This window comes from Enterobacter sp. IF2SW-B1, from assembly GCF_001743375.1.
Classification (GTDB): domain Bacteria; phylum Pseudomonadota; class Gammaproteobacteria; order Enterobacterales; family Enterobacteriaceae; genus Enterobacter; species Enterobacter bugandensis.
In genome coordinates this window covers 92,059-110,145 of the sequence record NZ_MJAA01000008.1, presented here as the reverse complement: position 1 = coordinate 110,145, position 18,087 = coordinate 92,059, and the positions used below count along the sequence as shown (strand labels likewise).

Below are 18,087 nucleotides of genomic sequence, written 5' to 3'. Positions count from 1 at the left end.
CTTAATATCCCCGTCGCCCAGAAGGGCATGCCCAGGAAAAAGAAGAGTGAGTCAGGCCACGCGTATGCGCAAACGACACCGTTTTAACACCCGGATGACCCGCATTATACTGCTAATCAGCTTTCTGTTTTTCTTTGGCCGCTTCGTTTACTCTTCCATCGGCGCCTGGTATCACCATCAGGACAAAATCCAGTCGCAGCAGTCCAGCCTGAACGTCGACGCCGCTGACCGCTAGCCCTGCGATGGGTTTTGCACCAGCCGAATAATCCCCGCGATCCCTTTGCTGAGGATCTTGTCCTGCCGCATCACGATGGCGAGCTGGCGCTGCAGCACGGGCGTGAGCGACATGACGCAGAGCCCTTCACGGTCAGCGTCATGCTCAACCGCCATTCGCGGAACGATACTGTAGCCGAGCCCCACCCGAACCATACGCTTAATCGCCTCAATGCTGCCAAGCTGCATCACCGGCGCGATCGCTAACCCATTGGCCGCAAACCAGCCATCAATGAGCGCCCGGGTACCGCTGCCAGACTCAAAGGCGATTAGCGGCTGAGCATGGAGCGCCTCCGGGGTTAACTCCCTGAAAGCATCCTGCTGTTCCCGCGACGCGATAAAAACAAACTCCTCGTCCATCACCGGCATAACGTCCAGCGCTCTGCCGCTGACCGGCAGCGTCACCAGCCCCATATCGAGACGGTTCTCTTCGATGGCCCTGACGATATCGAGGGTGTTGCCCGTTGTTACGCCCACCCGCAGGAGCGGATAGTCGCGGCGCAGCTGCTCCAGCAGGGGCGGCAGAAGGTGGATACAGGCCGTCGCCCCCGTACCAAGAGTAATGGTCCCGCTGACATCGTGGCTGAACGCGCTCACGGACCGCAGGGTTTCGTCCACAACCTGCTGAATGCGCTCTCCGTGAACCAGCAGTGACTCTCCTGCCGCCGTGGCCTTAATGCCCCGCCCGGTACGCTCCACCAGCCGCGTTTGCAGAAACTGCTCCAGCTGACGTATTTGCAGACTAACGGCGGGCTGGGAAATGCCCAGCAGATCCGCCGCCGCCGAAAAGCTGCCGCGCTGGATCACCAGACGGAACGTCGCGAGATAGCCAAGGTTAAGCGTCGTCATTCAAAGTTTCTCTTATACAGCGCATAAGGTTGCAGGCCTGCCAGCACAATACCGCGCTCGCTATGCTCAGGACAACTGCATAACGGAATGAAAAACAATGGAAACACCTACCCTGCCTCGTCGCCTTGCCCTTACTGCCGGATGTAATCAGCTTATCAACTGGGGGATCTCGTTTTATCTGCCCGGCACCTTTGCGCGGACCATTTCAGCCGACCGGGGATGGTCAGCGCCGCAGATTTACCTCGGCCTGACGCTGGCGATGCTGGTGATGGCGGCGGTATCACCTTTTGTCGCCCGCCTGCTGGCACGCTTTGGCGGGCAGAAAGTGGTGATGGTCGGAACGCTGCTGATCGCCGCAAGCTGCGCCGGTATGGCGTATACCCGGACGCTGTCTGGCTGGTACGGCGCCTGGCTACTGTGCGGCATCGGGATGCGTCTGTCGCTGTACGATGCGCTGTTCGCCGCGCTGGTCAACCTCTACGGGCAGCAGGCGCGAAGAACGATCTCACGCGTCACGCTGGCGGGCGGGCTGGCGTCTGCCGTCTTCTGGCCGCTGGGCGATTGCCTGCTTCACATCATGAGCTGGCAGGACGCGTTACGCATTCATGCCCTGCTTGGCCTGCTGAGCGCAGTGCTGATCCGCACGCTTCCCCGGCAGCGGCTGACGGAAAACACGAAGGCCATCGCGCCGCCCCTGCGCAACGAGCAGCGTAACGCCTGGCTTTATGCGGCCTTCATCGCCCTTATCACCTTTGTCTCTAACGGCACCTCCACCCATCTGCCGGAGTTTATTGCCCACTTTGGCCTGCCGGTCGCCATCGGCATGCTGTGGGGGATCGGACAGACGGGCGCGCGCTCGCTGGAGGTGCTTGCAGGCGGCCGCTTAACCCCCTTCAAACTCACGCTCTTCACCGCCCTCGCCATGCCGCTCTGCTTTATTCTGGGGATGAGCAGCCCCCTCTTTGCGTGGTGTGCGGCCGGGTTTGTGCTGGGCTACGGCGCCATCAACGGGCTGGTCACCATAGTAAAAGCCACGCTGCCACTGGAGCTGTTTAGCACGGAAAGCTATGCCCGCCGCACGGGCATGCTGCTTATCCCGGGCCAACTGATGGCCGCAGCCGCACCGTTTGCCTATGCGTGGCTGAACAAAACGCTGGGGATCGCGGGTGCAATGGGAGTGTCGACGGGGTTAACGCTGGTGATTGCCGGGCTGGCGATAGCGATCGTGCGACATCCCGGTAGGCAAACTGTATCGCACTGTATCCCGCGCGACGCGCTGACAAACGGGTACAAAACGCCCCCTCCGGCAAATATCTCCGATACATAAAAATGGTTTTCTTTCCCTGTCGTCATTCAGAACTGATGAGGAGAGAACCATGATTCGTCGTTACGCAATTTTACCCCTGCTCGTCCTGGCCTCTGTAACACATGCCCAAGCCACGCCGCTGGACAACCTGAGCGCCGCGGACGTTAACGGCCCTGCCGCCGTTGCGCCGCTGGAACACCCGCAGCCGCCCGCCAGGCTGATCGTCGATCCGCCGCTTGCCGGGCCGCTGAGCAAAGGCGCGGTGTTTATTCAGTACCGGGCCGAAAACCTGCGCATCGAGCCGGTATTCGGCCCCGAGGCGCTCAAGGTGACCCCGCGTATCGGACACATTCACGTGGTGGTGGACGACGCGCCGTGGCACTGGGCTGACGCCAGCGGCGAGCCGGTGATCCTGGTGGGGCTGCCCGCCGGCAAGCACAAGGTAACGATCATCCTGGCTGACCCGACGCACAAGCCGCTCGACCACAAAACCATTGAATTCACCGTCCCGCCCCACGCGGCGATCCACCATTTTTAAGGAGTCTGAACATGAAAGCACTGTCTGTACTGACGGCGGGCCTGCTGGCGCTTTCTGCCAGCGCCTTCGCGGAAAATAAAACCAGCGTCGTGCTGGTGCACGGCGCGTTTGCCGACGGCAGCAGCTGGGATAAGGTGATAACCCTTCTGCAGAAACAGCACGCAGAGGTCATTGCCGTCCAGCTCCCGCTCACCTCGCTTAAGGATGATGTTGCCGCCACAAAAGGGGCCATCGCCCGGGCGCACGGCGACGTGGTGCTGGTAGGCCACTCCTGGGGCGGAACCGTCATTAGCGAGGCGGGCAACGATGCACGGGTAAAATCGCTGGTCTATGTGGCGGCGTTCGCGCCGGATTCCGGCCAGTCGACGGCGGATCTGGCAGGTAGCTTCCCACCTCCGCCGGGTAGCGCTGGCATCGCTAAAACGGCGGACGGCTATTTATACCTGCCGACGGAAGCCGTCAGGAAGGACTTCGCGCCTGACGTGAAGCCGGGTGAACAAAACGCTATCGCGGCCACGCAGGGGCCGATCAAAGCCGATGCGTTTGGTGAAAAGGTGACTCACGCGGCGTGGCATGATAAACCGAGCTGGTTTGTGGTCAGCAAGCATGACCGGATGATCAACCCCGACCTGGAACGTGCGATGGCGAAGGCGATACATGCGAAAACCACCGAGGTGGCCGCGAGCCACGTGTCGATGGTGAGTCAGCCGGAAGCCATCGCCCGGACGATTGAGCAGGCGAGGCGGACGCACTGAGGACAATTCGCCCGGCGGCGCTACGCTTGCACGAACCTACGATTTCGTAGGTCGGGTAAGCGCAGCGCCACCCGACAAGAAAGGCCGTCTCAGCCCCCCCTCTCTGCGGGATAATCGCGATTAATCCACGCGTGGTCCTCTTCCCAGGTGAACATCCATTTGCGCACCGGACCGGCCATCACGTTGAGGTAGTAGCTGTCATACCCGGCCATCGTCGCCACCGGATGATACCCCTTCGGCACCATCACCACGTCACGGTTGTAGACCGCCATACATTCATCCAGCGTTCTGTCGTCGGTGTAGACGCGCTGCATGCAGAACCCCTGCTCCGGGTTGAGGCGATGGTAGTAGGTCTCCTCCAGGTAGGTCTCCTGCGGCGGGTTATCCGTGTCATGCTTGTGGCTCGGGTACGAGCTGGTACAGCCCTCGTTAGTCCAGACCTCCACCACCAGCAGGCTGTCGGCGGGCTTGTCTTCCGGCAGAATGTTGTGCACGTAGCGCTGGTTGTGCCCCTTGCCGCGCGCTTCAGCGTCGATATCCTGCGGGGCAATCAGCCGCGTCGGGTACGAGCCCTTGCCCGGCGCGGCGCAGACCGCCAGCTCCAGCGCCGTCAGCGCCTTCACCTGCACCGTCTCCTGCGGGGTAACGTACACTGCCCACGGTTTGATGCGCTCGAAGGGGCTCATCCGCTCGCCGATATCGTTAAACTGCGCGGAAGGAGTGGTGATAGAGGCGCGCCCGGCGACCAGCACCAGGCAGCGCTCTTCCCTGACGGCGGGCAGCGTCAGCGTCTGCCCCTCCTGCAGCTCATACGCCTCAAACCCGACGTACCCCCACCCTGCGCGTTCCGGGGTGACGGACTGAGTGCGCCCCTCCGCGTTCGGCTGCTGCCAGCGTGATAACAGACGTGACATGTCACCTCCTCAAATAAGCCCGGCGTCGCGCGCCAGGCGGCTCAGGTTGTTATACCCCAGACGAGCGTAGGTCAGCGGATGGGCAATCGCCGGATCCTGCTCGGCCTCCACCACCAGCCAGCCGCGATAGTCCTGCGCCTTCAGCAGACTCATGATCGGCGGGTAATCGACGCAGCCGTCGCCCGGCACGGTAAACACGCCGCTCAGCACCGCATCGAGGAAGCTGGTTTTGCGGTTTTTCACGTCCGCCAGCATGTCGGCGCGCACGTCTTTGCAGTGAACGTGGTTGATGCGCGACGCCCAGCGCTGCGCCACCGCCAGCGGATCGGCCCCGGCAAAGGTCAGGTGACCGGTGTCCAGCAGCAGTCCCACCGCCTCTCCGGTGTGGGTCATCAGGTTGTCCACGTCGTCGGCGGACTCAATCACCGTACCCATATGATGATGGTAAGCAATCTGGACTCCCTGCTGCTGCGTGTAGCGGGCAAATTCGGTGAGCTTCTCGCCGTACTCCTTCCAGCGCGCCTGAGGGAAGCGCGGACGCAGATGCACCGGGGTCTGCTGCTCGCCGTGAATGCAGCCGCTCACTTCCGCAAAGACCAGCACCTTCGCCCCCAGCTCGCGCAGTAGCGTCAGGTGCGGCTGCACGGCGGCGATCTCCGCCTCCACGCTGCGCTCCAGCAGGCGGCCGGAGTACCAGCCGGAGACCAGCTGCAGGTCGTGGCGCTGCAAAATCGGGCCAAGCAGGCGCGCTTCACGCGGGAATTTGTTGCCCAGCTCAAAGCCAGCAAAACCGGCCTCTTTCCCTTCGCTCAGGCAGGTCTCCAGCGAGGTTTCCGCGCCGAGGGAAGGCAGATCGTCGTTCGTCCACGTCAGCGGGTTAATGCCTAATTGCACACTCATTGTTATCTCCATTATGCGTGTCCGCGCTCGCGCCACCAGGCGATAAGCTGCAGGTAGTTGTCCCGGATGCGCGCCACCAGCTGCGCATCGTCAATATCGTGCTTCAGCCACGCGCGGGAGGCGTCGCCAAACAGCGTGCGCCCCACGGCGAAGCCTTTAACCAGCGGCTGCCCCGCTGCGGCCTTGAAGCCCGCGCGCAGCTGTTCCGCCGGAGCGTCCAGACCGAGGATCACCACCCCGCGGCAGTGCGGGTCCCGGCGTTCGATAATCTCGCCGAGCGCCGTCCAGCCGTCGGCGGAAAGCGGCGGCAGCTTCCACCAGTCCGGGTAAATGCCCAGGTTGTAGAAGCGGGAAATGGCGCGCAGGTAGAGCTCGTCGCTGCGCGGCATGCTGGCGGGCAGGATCACCTCCAGCAGCAGCTCGTGCCCGGACCGGCAGCAGGCGTGGTACACCTCAGCGATTTTCTGCTCCTGCTCCAGGCGCAGGCCATGGGCGTCTTCCGGGTGGAAGAAGACCAGGCACTTCACCACGTGCTCCTGCGGCCAGCTGATAAGCTGGGTGCCGATATTGCCGTGCTCCATCTCCAGCGGGCGGGAACCCGGCAGCTCAATGGGGCGACCAATCCACCACCCTTCCCCGGTGATCGCGTTCAGCGCGTCCTGACCAAAGGTGCCGTCGCACAGCAGGCCGGCTTTGCCCTCCAGCCCGGCGCGGCTCGCAGCCTCGCGGCTGGCCTGCAGGATCAACTGCTTCAGCGCCGGAATGCGCTTAAGCGACGCGCCGCACTGCATCGCCATATCTTCGAGCTGGCTGCGGTGATCGAAGGCCATCACGCACAGCTCCGGCCATTCGCGGCGGCGGGTGGTCACCCGGTGGAGATGGTTAAGACGCGGGTCAAGATCCGGGCGCGGCACAACCGCAGCGCGGGAGAGATAGTCATCCAGCTCGATTTTGCTCGGCATCGCCGGGGCGCAGCCGTGGCGCGAGACCACCAGCGCGCCGCAGGCGTTGGCGTAGCGGCACGCCTGCTCCCAGCCCTCGTCGTTCAGGTAGCCGCGCAGCAGGCCGGACATAAACGCGTCCCCCGCCCCGAGAACGTTCAGCACCTCCACGCGCACGCCGGTCACCGTCAGGCCGTCGTCCAGCCGGGACGGAATGGCGTCGGTATAGACCGAGCAGCCCAGCGCGCCGCGCTTGCAGACCAGCGTTGCTTCACTGACGGTGCGCACTTGCCCCAGCGCCTGCAGCGTATCCGTGCTGCCGCCCGCAATGTGGAACTCCTCTTCGGTGCCGACAATGACGTCGAAAAGGTGCAGTACCTCCTGCAGCTCGCGGGTGACCTGGTCGGCGGCGATAAAGCGCGTTTCGCCGTCGCCTAAGGAGGTGAGCCCCCACAGCACCGGACGGTAGTCGATGTCCAGCACCGTGCGCACGCCGTGACGGCGGGCATAGCCCAGCGCCGTCAGCACCGCCTCACGGGTCTGCGGATGAGAAAGATGGGTCCCGGTGATGGCAAGACAACGTGCGGAGGCAATGTAGCTTTCATCCACATCGCTGGCGGTAATCGCCATATCCGCGCAGTTATCGCGATAAAAAATCAGAGGAAAGGTGTCCCGGTCTTTAATGCCGAGTAGCACCAGCGCCGTGAGGCGCTCTTTATCGGTAATCAGATGGCTGGTATCGCAGCCTACCTGGTTGAGCTCTTCGCGCAGGAAGCGGCCCATATGTTCATCGCCGACGCGCGCCAGCATCGACGAGCGCAGGCCCTGGCGCGCGGTGCCGTACGCCACGTTGCCGGAGGATCCGCCAAGGTATTTGGCGAAGCTCGACACGTCCTCCAGGCGGGCACCAATCTGCTGACTATAGAGGTCTACCGCCACGCGGCCCATGCATATCACATCAAACTGCTTTTCCACGTTGATACCTCATCAGACAATGTCGTTCACGTTCAGCCAGCGGCCCTGCAGGTGCGAGAGCGCAATCGCGTCCAGCACGCGCGACACCTTCCAGCCCTCTTCGAAGTCCGGCCACATCGGCGCGTCGGCGGCAATCCCGTCCACCAGGTCGCGCACCTCCACCGTTTTTTGATCGTTAAAGCCAATTCCGTGGCCTGCGCCCATGCAGAACGCGGCGTAGTCCGGGTGCGCCGGGCCGACGAGCAGCGTGCGGAATCCCTGACGGTTCACCGGATCGTCATGCAGATAGAGCTTTAGCTCCGCCATGCGCTCCTGGGTGAAGCTGATGGCGCCCTTCGTCCCGGTGATCACGTACGAGAGCCCCATCTTGCGGCCACAGGCGACGCGGGAGGTTTCAATGACACCCTGCGCCCCGCCCGCGAAGCGCACCATCGCGTGGGCCTGATCCTCGTTTTCCACCGCAATCATCTCTGACGATCCGGCCTTCGCCGGGCGCGCCGGGACCACGATCTTCAGATCGCCGCAGACCTGCTCGATATCGCCCACCAGGTACTGAGCCATATTGACGATATGCGCCGCGAGGTCGCCCAGCGCGCCCAGCCCGGCGGTCTCTTTAAAGCAGTGCCAGTGGATGGGCGACAGCGGGTCGGCCATGTAGTCTTCGTTGTGGGTGCCGTAGAAGTGGATCACATCGCCTATCTCGCCGCGGGCGATAATCTCCTTCGCCAACTGCGCCGTCGGGTTCTTCATGTAGTTGAACCCCACCAGCGTTTTCACCCCGGCCCGATTCGCGGCGTCGACCATCTCGCGCGCATCATGGGCGTTGAGCGCCAGAGGCTTCTCCGAGTAGACGTGCTTGCCGTGGCGGATCGCCTCCAGCGCCATCTCTTTATGCAGGTGGTTGGGTGAGCAAATATCCACCACGTCAATGGCCGGGTCGGCCACCAGCGCCCGCCAGTCTCCCGTTGAACGGTTAAAGCCAAACGCCCGGGCGCGCTCTGCCGCCAGCTCCGGCGTGACTTCCGCCACCATCTCGCGCACCAGCCTGCCGCGCAGGTTGAACACCGTCGGGGCCTGGGCATAGGCGATAGCGTGCGCCTTGCCGATATACCCGGTGCCAATCAATCCAATACGAACCTCTTTCATCACGATCCTCACAGTGCGCCGCGACGGCTCTTGGCGTAGGTATCGAACGCCACCGCCAGAACGATAATTAACCCGGTGATAATCTGCTGGTAGTAGGCCGAGACGTTCATCAGCACCAGACCGTTAATCAGAATACCCATAATGATGGAGCCGATAATGGTGCCGCCGATGCGCCCGTAGCCGCCCATCAGCGAGGTACCGCCGATCACCACCGAGGCGATGACGCGCAGCTCAAAGGAGATGCCGGCCACCGCCTCGGCGCTCCCAAGACGCGCGCTCAGGATGAAGCCCGCCAGCCCGGCCAGACAGCCGATCAGCACGTAGACGCTGACGAGCACGCGCTTGACGTTCACCCCCGCCAGGCGCGCCGCCTCCGGGTTGCCGCCGATGGCGTAGACGAAGCGGCCCCAGCGGGTTTTATGCAGCGCCAGATAGCCGCCGACGGCGACGATGGCGAAGATCCAGATCGGAATGGAGATGCCGAGCAGCTCCCCGCGCCCCCACCAACGGTAGCCAGGGTCAAAACCGGCAATCGGCGCGCCGTCGTTGATCACCAGCGTCAGGCCGCGCCAGATGGTCATCCCGCCGAGGGTGACGATAAACGGCGGCAGACGCAGGCGGGTGACACCCAGGCCGTGCAGGAAGCCAATCGCCGTGCCCATCGCCAGACAAATCCCCAGCCCGATCAGCCAGCTCATGCCGCCCCAGGCGTTCGGGTCGACGGTGGTGAAGTTATCGCCCTTAATAACGTACGCCGCGGTCATGGCGCACACCGCCAGAATGGAGCCCACGGAGAGGTCGATCCCGGCGGTCAGAATGACGAAGGTCATCCCCACGGCCATGATCCCGTAGATGGAGACTTCGGTCAGGATGTTGAAAATATTGCGTTCAGAGAAAAAGTTACTGTTCTGCGACTGAAAGAAGATCAGCAGCAGGATCATGAAAATCAACACCCCGAAGCGCTCGAAGAAGGCGATGGGATCGATGCGTCCGGCGCGTTTGACCGGGGCCTGCGTTTTAGAAATCATCTGCGTCATGAGAAACTCCGTTATGCCGCGTTCAGGGCGTTGTGGTTGATGGCCATCATCGTCATCAGCCGTTCTTCGTTAGCGTCGTCACCGTGGATCTCGCCGGTCACCCGGCCTTCGCTGAGGGTGATGATCCGGTCAGACACCGCCATCACTTCAGGCAGATCGGAGGAGATCACGATCACCGCCACGCCCTTTTTCGCCATGTCAAACAGCACCTGGTGCACTTCCGATTTGGTCCCCACGTCGATGCCGCGCGTCGGCTCATCGACGATCAGCACCCGCGGGTTGAGCGCCATGCAGCGCGCGAGGATCACCTTCTGCTGGTTACCGCCGGAGAGCTTGCGCACCTCCTGCGCGCTGTTGACCATTTTGATCTGCAGGGCCTGGCGATAGGACTCAATCAGATCGTCCTCTTTGCGGGTGTTCACGAACCAGCGCCACTGCAGCAGCGAGGAGAGGCACGAGAGCGACAGGTTGTCGCGAATCGACAGTCCCAGCACCGCCCCCTCTTTTTTACGGTCTTCGGGCACCAGCGCCACGCCCTGGTCGAGGGCATACAGCGGGTCGCGCGGCTGGTACGGCACGCCGTCCAGCTCAAAGCTCCCGGAGGTAAAGGCGTCTGCGCCAAACAGGCAGCGAGCCACCTCGGTGCGTCCCGCGCCCACCAGCCCGGCAATGCCCAGAACTTCCCCGGCATGGACGTGGAAGCTGATGTCGTGCAGGGCGATGCCGTGCGGATCCAGCGGCGGCTTTTCACGGCTCAGCCCCTTCACCGCCAGGCGGACGGGTTTGTCTTGATGATGGGTTTCGCTGGCGGGGCGACGGTTAAAGGCCACGTCGCGCCCGACCATCAGGCGGATCAGCTGTTCGACGTTGGTCTCCGCTACCGCGCCAGTGCCGGTGAAGCGGCCGTCCTGAAATACGGTGAAGCGATCGCAGAGCTGAAAAACTTCGTGCAGGCGGTGGGTAACGTAAATAATGCTCACGCCGCGGTTTTTAAGCTCCCGCACCACGCGGTGCAGGCTTTCCACCTCGCTGTCGCTCAGCGCGGCGGAAGGTTCGTCCATGATGATCAGGCGAGCGTTGAGGGTCAGCGCCCGGGCGATCTCCACCATCTGCTGCTGGGCGACGCTCAGACGGGCGACCGGCGTGGTCGGCGCAACGTTTAGCTGCAGGTAATCGAGAATGACCTGCGCCTCCTGATTTACCGCCCTTTCGTCGACAATCAGGTTCCGTTTACGCGGCTCGCGCCCGAGAAACATGTTTTCCGCGACGGTCATGTTGGGCAGCAGGTTGAATTCCTGATAGATGGTGATAATGCCCTTGTTCTGCCGTTCCACCGGGGAGTCGTCCACCGGCAGCATTTCGCCGTTGAACCAGATATCCCCGCGGGTTTGCGGCTGCGCGCCCGCAAGCGCCTTCAGCAGCGTGGATTTTCCCGCTCCGTTTTCCCCCAGCAGGGCGTGGATCTCCCCCGCGCCGACGGTCAGCTGGGCGCTGCTTAGCGCCCAGACGCCGGAAAAGCTTTTTGCCAGGTCGGTCACTTTCAGTAAGGGTTGCGACATCGGTCTGCTCCTCCTCATGTTGAGCCGCCAGAGGCGGCTCGGGACATATCAGTTACCGGCCTCACCGATACGCTCAGCCTGCTGCAGGTTCTCTTTGGTGATAAGCGTTGGCGGGTAGTCGGCCCCGGTGATGGCTTTCTTCTCGCGCACGTTGGCCACCAGTTGGCTCATCGCCGTCTGCACCGCAAAGCCCGGACGCTGATCCGCCGTTACCGCCAGCCAGCCGTCGCGCACGCGGGCCAGCGCTTCCGGCACCGCATCAAAACCGGTCACGAGGATTTCACCCGGCTTCACGCCCTGGCTCTGCAGGGCTTCAATCGCGCCCAGCGCCATATCGTCGTTGGCGGAGAGGATCACCTGCGGGCGTTTCGGTAGCGAAGGCAGAACGCTTTCGACGATGCGCATCCCTTCAGAACGCATCCAGTTGCCGGTCTGATCGGCGACGATCTTGTACTTATCCCCGCCCGCCTTCAGGCTGTCGCGGATCCCTTTGGTGCGTTCAATATTGGAAGAGGAACCCGGCTGGCCGGTGAGCAGGATGATCTCTGCCCCGTCGGGGAATTTGGTTTTGACGAAGTCGCCAATCGCCTGGCCGCCTTTGTAGTTGTTGGCGCCAAAGTGGGGCACTTTCTTCTGGCTGTCGACGGAGCGGTCTAGGGTGACCACCGGCAGCTTCGCATCCTGAATTTCATCCACCGCGCTGGAGACCGCGTTCACGTCGTTCGGGGAGACGATAAAGCCCTGCGCCCCGCGAGTGATGGCGTTTTCCAGGTCAGCCACCTGCTTCGGTGAACTGCCCTGCCCGTCCAGTACCTGAAGCTTCACGCCCATCTCTTTCGCGGCTTTCACCGCCGTACGCTGCATGTGAACCTCAAACGGCATGGCCAGGTTTGGCGTACTGAAAACAATCTGCTCGTTTTCGGCGAGGGCGGCCCCGGACGTCATGGCGATGAGGGCGGCTAAGATCAGTTTTTTCATTATTATGTCTCTCTGTGTAGGGTTGTTGTGTTTAGAGGACGATCTCGCGCTGGCTACGCAGCGACTCCAGCGCTTTATCCGCGAGGTACAGCGCACGTTCACCATCATCGCCGCTGCAGTCAGGCACCGCTTCGCCGCGCAGGACCGCAACAAAGTGTTCCCATTCCGCGGCGTAAGCGGATTTGTAGCGCTGCAGGAAGAAGTGTTCCGGCAGTGCGCTGGTGCAGCCCTGTTTGCCGTAGTGCTGCACCTGGTTTTCCAGAATATTGCCAGCGCACAGCAGCCCTTCGGAGCCGTGCAGCTCCAGGCGCTGGTCGTAACCGTAAGAGGAGCGGCGGCTGTTGACGATGGTCGCCATCGCGCCGGAGGCATATTTCAGAACGATAAACGCGGTATCGATATCCCCCGCCTCGCCAATCGCCGGATCCACCAGGTTACTGCCCTGGGCATACACCGACACCGGCTCTTCGCCCATGATGAAACGGGCCATGTCGAAGTCGTGAATGGTCATATCGCGGAACATGCCGCCGGAGACGCGCACGTACTCCGCAGGCGGCGGAGACGGGTCGCGGGAGATGATCAGCAACGATTCCGGCTTGCCGATGCGTCCGGCCTGGGCATCGGTTTTCACGCGGCGGAACTGCGGGTCAAAGCGGCGGTTAAAGCCGATGAACAGCGGCACGTCGTACTCTTTAACCACTTTCAGGCAGTCGCGCACGCGGGCGAGGTCGAGGTGTACCGGCTTTTCGCAGAAGATAGCCTTGCCGTGGCGGGCGGCCATTTCAATCAGATCCGCGTGGGTGTCGGTGGCGGAGGCGATCAACACGGCGTGAACGTTAGGGTCGGTCATCGCCTCATCCACGCTCTGCTGGCGGGCCTGATACTGTGCGGCGAGACGGGTGGCAAATTCCTGATTCGGGTCAACCACGGACCAGAGCGTGGTCGCGCCGTGGCTGGCGATGTTAGCTGCATGTACCTGGCCAATTCGGCCAGCGCCCAGTAAAGCAATGTTAAACATAACGGCTCCCGGTGTTGGTGAATGCTCTGAACTAACGACCCTATAAATAAAACATTTATTTCATTTTTATAAATAGTGAAAATTATGTTTTTGAGTGCGGGTTAACACTTTTGAGATATATGAGATAATTTTTGTTATCAATCTCACAACATGAAAGAAGGTACTGCTCACCCCTCACCCCGGCCCTCTCCCCAAAGGAGCGAGGGAGAAAAGCGTGCACCACCCCATCCCCTCTCCACTTTTGGGAGAGGGTTAGGGTGAGGGGAAAATGAAATGAAAATTTCGTTAAGACAGGAAAACTCAATACTGACGGGCTTTTTTCACCTGCGCCTGCGTTTGCTCCGCAGCCTCACGCACGGCAGACGACTCTGCCACCTGCGCGTCACCGGTTCGCCACCACGAGGCGTAGTCATGGGTCATGGTCTTCGGCAATACCTTGATGTCCAGCAGCGTCGGGCCCGGATGGGCGCGTGACGCCTCAAGCGCCGCCAGCAGGCTCTGCTCGTCGTTCACCCGCCACGCGCGACAGCCGTAGCTTTCCGCGTTTTGCGCAAAATCGACTTTCACCAGCGGCCCGTCAAGCCGCCCGGTTTCCGGGTTGCGATGGCGATTTTCCGTGCCAAAGCTGCCCATTCCATGCCCCATCTGCAGGTTGTTAATGCAGCCGAAGCTGGCGTTATCAAACAGCAGAACGGTGACCTTAATGCCCTCCTGTACGGCGGTTTGCAGCTCGGAGTGCAGCATCATGTAGGAGCCATCACCCACCATGGCGTAAACCGGCTGCCCGGGTCGGGCGAGCTTCGCGCCGATGGCCGCCGCAATCTCGTAGCCCATGCAGGAGTATCCGTACTCAAGGTGATAGCTGTCCGGCGTTTTGACCTGCCAGAGGCGCTGTAAATCTCCCGGCAGCGAACCGGCCGCGCCCACCACGATGGCGTTATCTTCCACATGCTGATTGATCAGCCCCAGCACCCGTGTCTGGGTCAGGCGGGTGTTGAGCGTCTCGCCGTATTCCGCCAGCTGCGCGTCCAGATGCCCCGCCACTTCGGGCGCGTCGTCCGGATGCCACTGGCGATCCCACAGGCGGCGGCACTCATCGCGCCACGCGGATTTCGCCTGGGCGATCGCCTCTCCCCAGCCGCTGCGATACTCGCCGAGCGCGTGGGTCAAAGCCTGGAGCCCGGTTTGGGCATCGGCAATCAGCGCGGTGGCGTCCAGCTTCAGGGCGTCAAACTCAGCCACGTTAAGCAGCAGGAATTCGACGTCCGGATGGGAAAAGAGCGCCTTGGAGCCGGTGGTAAAGTCGGTCAGGCGCGTGCCGACGCCAATCACTAAGTCAGCCTGTGGCGCGAGCTGGTTGGCGGCCATTCCGCCCGTCACTCCTACGCCGCCGAGGTTAAGTGGGTGGTCACTTACCAGCGCCCCCTTCCCGGCCTGCGTTTCGGCAAACGGCAGCTGCAGCGTCTCGACAAATTCGCGAAACGCCTCATGCGCGCCGGAGTAACGCACGCCGCCGCCGCACACCACCAGCGGACGGCGCTTGCGGGCGATCAGCGCCCGCGCCTGCGCCAGTCGCTGCGGATCGGGCGGACGGCGTTCGATGTGGTGCACCCGACGCGCGAAGAAGCTTAGCGGGTAGTCCCACGCTTCCCCTTGCACGTCCTGCGGCAGACAGAGGGTCACCGCTCCGGTATCTGCGGGGTCAGTAAGCGTTCGCATCGCGCTTAGCATGGCGCTCATGAGCTGCTCGGGGCGGTTGATGCGGTCCCAGTAGCGGGAAACCGGACGGAAGCAGTCGTTGGTGCTGATGCTGAGATCGTGATACTGCTCGATCTGCTGCAGCACCGGGTCCGGCTGGCGGCTGGCGTAGATATCGCCCGGCAGCAGTAAAAGCGGGATGCGGTTCGCCGTGGCGGTGGCCGCTGCCGTGACCATATTGGCGGCGCCCGGCCCGACCGAGGAGGTGACGGCAAAAATGCGCTGGCGGCGGTGCTGTTTGGCGAATCCCGTCGCCATGTGGGCGATGCCCTGCTCGTTGCACCCCTGCATGATTTTCAGATGACCGGGCTCCTGCTCCAGCGCCTGGCCAATACCCAGCACGTTGCCGTGCCCAAAGATCGTCGCCACGCCCTCCACGAAGGGCGTTTCGTTGCCGTCAACGCTGACGTACTGTTGATTCAGGAACCGGACCAGCGCCTGGGCCATGGTCATACGTTCGGTTTGCATAATGCCTCCTGTCAGCCCAGCGTCGGCATGGAGAACGCAGCGCCTGTCTCCTGCTGCATTTCCGGCCAGCGCGCGGTGATGGTTTTCATTCGGGTGTAGAAACGCACGCCGTCGTTGCCGTGCACGTTGAGCGCGCCAAAGATGGAACGCTTCCAGCCACCGAAACTGTGGAATGCCATCGGCACCGGGATCGGCACGTTGACCCCCACCATGCCCGCCTGCACCTCTTCGCAGAAGCGGCGCGCGCAGCCGCCGTCACGGGTGAAGATCGCCGAGCCATTACCATATTCATGGCGGTTAATGAGGTCCACCGCGCTGGCGTAATCTGCTACGCGCACCACAGAAAGCACCGGGCCAAAAATCTCTTCTTTATAGATGGTCATCTCCGGTGTGACGTTATCGAACAGCGTCGGCCCGACGAAGTAGCCCTGCTCGTGGCCCTTCACGCTGAAGCCGCGCCCGTCCACGCGCAATTTCGCCCCCTGCGCTTCCCCGCTGTCGATATAGCCCAGCACCTTGCTGCGGTGCGCGGAGGAGATAAGCGGCCCCATTTCGTTTTCCGGTGTTTGGTCCAGCCCCGGCCCGACGCGCAGCGCTTCAATCTGTTTTTCCAGCCTGGTGCAGAGGTCATCGGCGGTTTTATCCCCCACCGCCAGCACCACCGAGAGCGCCATGCAGCGTTCCCCCGCCGCGCCGTACGCCGCGCCCATGATGGCGTTGGTCGCCATCTCCATGTCGGCATCCGGCATTAAAATGCAGTGGTTTTTCGCGCCGCCCAGCGCCTGACAGCGCTTACCGTGGGCGGAGGCGGTCTGGTAAATGTATTCGGCAATCGGCGTGGAGCCGACAAAGCTCACCGCCTGCACGCGCGGGTCGGTCAGGAGCACGTCAACGGACTCTTTATCCCCCTGCACCACGTTGAAGACGCCGTCCGGCAAGCCTGCCTCTTTTAGCAGCTGCGCCAGCGCGAGCGCGAGAGAAGGGTCTTTTTCCGACGGCTTCAGCACGAAGGTATTCCCGGTCGCCAGCGCAATGGGGAACATCCACATCGGCACCATCGCCGGGAAGTTAAACGGCGTGATCCCGGCGCAGACGCCGAGCGGCTGCATCAGGGAGTGGCTGTCGACGCCGGTACCGACGTTCGCAGAGTGTTCACCCTTTTGCAGATGCGGGATACCGCAGGCAAATTCCACCACTTCCAGGCCGCGGGTCAGTTCGCCCACCGCGTCGGAGAAGACCTTGCCGTGCTCTTCGCTGATGATGCGGGCCAGGCGCGTCATGTTCTCTTCCAGCAGCGCCTTGAAGCGGAACATCACGCGCGCGCGCTTAAGCGGAGCCTGGCGCGCCCACGCGGGAAACGCCTGCTGCGCGGCGGCAATCGCCTGCTCCGTTTCCTGTGCCGTACTCATCACCACCTGGCGGATCTGCTCGCCGGTGGCCGGGTTGAAGATCGCCTGAACGCGCTGGCCTGAACCGGTGACACATTCGCCGTGAATAAAATTCGCTACCGTCTCCATCCTTAACCTCTCGCTGTTGATACGTGACTGTTACCTGAACGCTGTGTACTGGACACTATATATGAAACAAATATTCCATTTTAAGTTGAAATAAAATAAATGATGATTATTGTGATCAAGGATGGATTTTTATGTTAACAGCCAGCAACACTGACGCTGCGTGCGCTATTAAGGGATTTCGGGCGAGGAAATGACTGAAGCTTCTGTTTCATTTTTGCTGCCAGATGGATGGCCGACATTTAAAAGACGCGGTTTTGCGTTTAGAATCATCAGACTGTATTTGGGGGATAACATGACGACAGCAACCAGCCTGAACGAACTGCAGCAGCAAATCCGCGATCGCTACGATAGCCTGAGCAAGAGGCTGCAGCAGGTCTCCCGCTACGTGCTGGATAACACCAACAGCGTGGCCTTTGATACGGTTGCCGTCATTGCCGAGCGCGCCGACGTGCCGCCTTCGACGCTGATCCGCTTTGCTAACGCCTTTGACTTCACCGGCTTCAACGAAATGAAACAGCTGTTTCGCATGAACCTGGTGGAGGAGACTGCCAGCTACAGCGACCGCGCGCGGCTGTTCCGCGAAATGGAGAGCGAGGCCGTGCCGGAAACGCCGCTCGATATTCTGCAGGAGTTCGCCCGCTCGAACGCGCAGGCGCTGCAGCAGCTGGCCGCCCGCGCCGAGCCGGAAATGCTGGAGCGCGCGGTACAGCTGCTGGCCGACGCCGACACTATCTACATCGCCGGACTGCGCCGCTCGTTTAGCGTCGCGGCCTACCTCACCTACGCCCTGAGCCACCTGGAGTGCCGCCCTATCCTGCTCGACGGCATGGGCGGGATGCTGCGCGAGCAAATCAGCCGCATTAAGGCGCGCGACATCGTGGTGTCGATCAGCTTCTCGCCGTACGCGGAAGAGACGGTGATGGTCAGCGAAACCGCCGCCAGCGTCGGCGCCCGGCAGATCGTGATTACGGACAGCCAGATAAGCCCCCTGGCAACGTTCAGCGATCTCTGCTTTGTGGTGAAGGAGGCGCAGGTGGATGCGTTCCGGTCTCAGTCGGCGACGCTGTGCCTGGTGCAGTCGCTGGTGGTGGCGCTGGCGTATCGGTTGGGTGAAGGGAAATAAGGCAATAAAAAACCCCCTGCGCAGGCAGAGGG

General features: G+C 62.1%; 16 protein-coding genes. 5 read left to right on the top strand and 11 right to left on the bottom strand.

Features of this window, described 5'->3' with window-relative positions:
- Positions 1-64 precede the first annotated feature (64 nt).
- On the top strand, positions 65-235 hold the full coding sequence (locus A6013_RS16445; protein WP_023337595.1) for a YfgG family protein: 171 nt from the start codon (positions 65-67) through the stop codon (positions 233-235).
- On the opposite strand, the gene A6013_RS16440 is transcribed toward A6013_RS16445, so the two are convergent.
- Entirely contained in the window at positions 232-1,122 is an 891-nt protein-coding gene (locus tag A6013_RS16440) for a LysR family transcriptional regulator (protein WP_045631007.1), read from the bottom strand. The genes A6013_RS16445 and A6013_RS16440 overlap by 4 nt on opposite strands.
- Before the next feature lie 97 nt (positions 1,123-1,219).
- On the opposite strand from A6013_RS16440, the gene A6013_RS16435 reads away from it, so the two are divergent.
- Genes A6013_RS16435 through A6013_RS16425 form a run of 3 tightly spaced genes read left to right on the top strand, consistent with a single transcriptional unit; the run spans position 1,220 to position 3,721 of the window.
- Positions 1,220-2,449: an MFS transporter gene (locus tag A6013_RS16435; RefSeq protein WP_069733441.1), complete on the top strand. Its 1,230-nt coding sequence runs from the start codon at positions 1,220-1,222 to the stop codon at positions 2,447-2,449.
- Positions 2,450-2,498: 49 nt separating this feature from the next.
- Positions 2,499-2,966, top strand: a complete 468-nt coding sequence (locus A6013_RS16430) for a DUF6130 family protein (RefSeq protein ID WP_069733440.1) — start codon at positions 2,499-2,501, stop codon at positions 2,964-2,966.
- A gap of 11 nt (positions 2,967-2,977) precedes the next feature.
- Positions 2,978-3,721, top strand: coding sequence for an alpha/beta fold hydrolase (locus A6013_RS16425; protein WP_069733439.1), 744 nt, complete (start codon positions 2,978-2,980; stop codon positions 3,719-3,721).
- Between the two features lie 89 nt (positions 3,722-3,810).
- On the opposite strand, the gene iolB is transcribed toward A6013_RS16425, so the two are convergent.
- The 10 genes from iolB to A6013_RS16375 all read right to left on the bottom strand — a co-directional run bounded on the left by iolB (position 3,811) and on the right by A6013_RS16375 (position 16,932).
- A complete protein-coding gene (gene iolB / locus A6013_RS16420) occupies positions 3,811-4,635 on the bottom strand; it encodes a 5-deoxy-glucuronate isomerase (protein ID WP_048959922.1) in 825 nt (274 codons plus the stop codon).
- A gap of 9 nt (positions 4,636-4,644) precedes the next feature.
- A complete protein-coding gene (gene iolE / locus A6013_RS16415; protein ID WP_048959923.1) occupies positions 4,645-5,535 on the bottom strand; it encodes a myo-inosose-2 dehydratase in 891 nt (296 codons plus the stop codon).
- An 11-nt stretch (positions 5,536-5,546) separates the two neighbouring features.
- On the bottom strand, positions 5,547-7,451 hold the full coding sequence (iolC, locus tag A6013_RS16410) for a 5-dehydro-2-deoxygluconokinase (RefSeq protein ID WP_069733438.1): 1,905 nt from the start codon (positions 7,449-7,451) through the stop codon (positions 5,547-5,549).
- Between the two features lie 12 nt (positions 7,452-7,463).
- Positions 7,464-8,597 (bottom strand): Gfo/Idh/MocA family protein, encoded by a 1,134-nt coding sequence (locus tag A6013_RS16405; RefSeq protein ID WP_069733437.1) that lies wholly within the window; start codon positions 8,595-8,597, stop codon positions 7,464-7,466.
- An 8-nt stretch (positions 8,598-8,605) separates the two neighbouring features.
- The gene (locus A6013_RS16400) at positions 8,606-9,634 is read right to left on the bottom strand and encodes an ABC transporter permease (protein ID WP_028014045.1); all 1,029 of its coding nucleotides are present in this window, start codon (positions 9,632-9,634) and stop codon (positions 8,606-8,608) included.
- 11 nt (positions 9,635-9,645) lie between these two features.
- Positions 9,646-11,193 (bottom strand): sugar ABC transporter ATP-binding protein, encoded by a 1,548-nt coding sequence (locus A6013_RS16395; protein WP_028014046.1) that lies wholly within the window; start codon positions 11,191-11,193, stop codon positions 9,646-9,648.
- Between the two features lie 48 nt (positions 11,194-11,241).
- The gene (locus tag A6013_RS16390; RefSeq protein WP_041908742.1) at positions 11,242-12,171 is read right to left on the bottom strand and encodes a sugar ABC transporter substrate-binding protein; all 930 of its coding nucleotides are present in this window, start codon (positions 12,169-12,171) and stop codon (positions 11,242-11,244) included.
- Positions 12,172-12,202: 31 nt separating this feature from the next.
- Positions 12,203-13,189: an inositol 2-dehydrogenase gene (gene iolG, locus A6013_RS16385; RefSeq protein ID WP_047368086.1), complete on the bottom strand. Its 987-nt coding sequence runs from the start codon at positions 13,187-13,189 to the stop codon at positions 12,203-12,205.
- Between the two features lie 300 nt (positions 13,190-13,489).
- Entirely contained in the window at positions 13,490-15,415 is a 1,926-nt protein-coding gene (gene iolD / locus A6013_RS16380) for a 3D-(3,5/4)-trihydroxycyclohexane-1,2-dione acylhydrolase (decyclizing) (protein ID WP_069733436.1), read from the bottom strand.
- Positions 15,416-15,426: 11 nt separating this feature from the next.
- Positions 15,427-16,932 carry a CoA-acylating methylmalonate-semialdehyde dehydrogenase gene (locus A6013_RS16375; RefSeq protein ID WP_045630997.1) on the bottom strand — a complete coding sequence of 502 codons (1,506 nt, stop codon included), beginning with the start codon at positions 16,930-16,932 and terminating at the stop codon, positions 15,427-15,429.
- 292 nt (positions 16,933-17,224) lie between these two features.
- Here A6013_RS16375 and A6013_RS16370 point away from each other — a divergent pair, with 292 nt between their 5' ends.
- Positions 17,225-18,055, top strand: a complete 831-nt coding sequence (locus A6013_RS16370) for a MurR/RpiR family transcriptional regulator (protein WP_008502123.1) — start codon at positions 17,225-17,227, stop codon at positions 18,053-18,055.
- Positions 18,056-18,087 lie beyond the last annotated feature (32 nt).

Coding starts and splice junctions, on each gene's coding strand:
- A6013_RS16425 (WP_069733439.1), top strand. CDS start 2,978: ATGAAAGCACTGTCTGTACTGACGGCGGGCCTGCTGGCGCTTTCTGCC.
- A6013_RS16395 (WP_028014046.1), bottom strand. CDS start 11,193: ATGTCGCAACCCTTACTGAAAGTGACCGACCTGGCAAAAAGCTTTTCC.
- iolE (WP_048959923.1), bottom strand. CDS start 5,535: ATGAGTGTGCAATTAGGCATTAACCCGCTGACGTGGACGAACGACGAT.
- iolG (WP_047368086.1), bottom strand. CDS start 13,189: ATGTTTAACATTGCTTTACTGGGCGCTGGCCGAATTGGCCAGGTACAT.
- A6013_RS16445 (WP_023337595.1), top strand. CDS start 65: ATGCGCAAACGACACCGTTTTAACACCCGGATGACCCGCATTATACTG.
- iolD (WP_069733436.1), bottom strand. CDS start 15,415: ATGCAAACCGAACGTATGACCATGGCCCAGGCGCTGGTCCGGTTCCTG.
- A6013_RS16370 (WP_008502123.1), top strand. CDS start 17,225: ATGACGACAGCAACCAGCCTGAACGAACTGCAGCAGCAAATCCGCGAT.
- A6013_RS16375 (WP_045630997.1), bottom strand. CDS start 16,932: ATGGAGACGGTAGCGAATTTTATTCACGGCGAATGTGTCACCGGTTCA.
- A6013_RS16440 (WP_045631007.1), bottom strand. CDS start 1,122: ATGACGACGCTTAACCTTGGCTATCTCGCGACGTTCCGTCTGGTGATC.
- A6013_RS16390 (WP_041908742.1), bottom strand. CDS start 12,171: ATGAAAAAACTGATCTTAGCCGCCCTCATCGCCATGACGTCCGGGGCC.
- A6013_RS16400 (WP_028014045.1), bottom strand. CDS start 9,634: ATGACGCAGATGATTTCTAAAACGCAGGCCCCGGTCAAACGCGCCGGA.
- iolB (WP_048959922.1), bottom strand. CDS start 4,635: ATGTCACGTCTGTTATCACGCTGGCAGCAGCCGAACGCGGAGGGGCGC.
- A6013_RS16430 (WP_069733440.1), top strand. CDS start 2,499: ATGATTCGTCGTTACGCAATTTTACCCCTGCTCGTCCTGGCCTCTGTA.
- A6013_RS16435 (WP_069733441.1), top strand. CDS start 1,220: ATGGAAACACCTACCCTGCCTCGTCGCCTTGCCCTTACTGCCGGATGT.
- A6013_RS16405 (WP_069733437.1), bottom strand. CDS start 8,597: ATGAAAGAGGTTCGTATTGGATTGATTGGCACCGGGTATATCGGCAAG.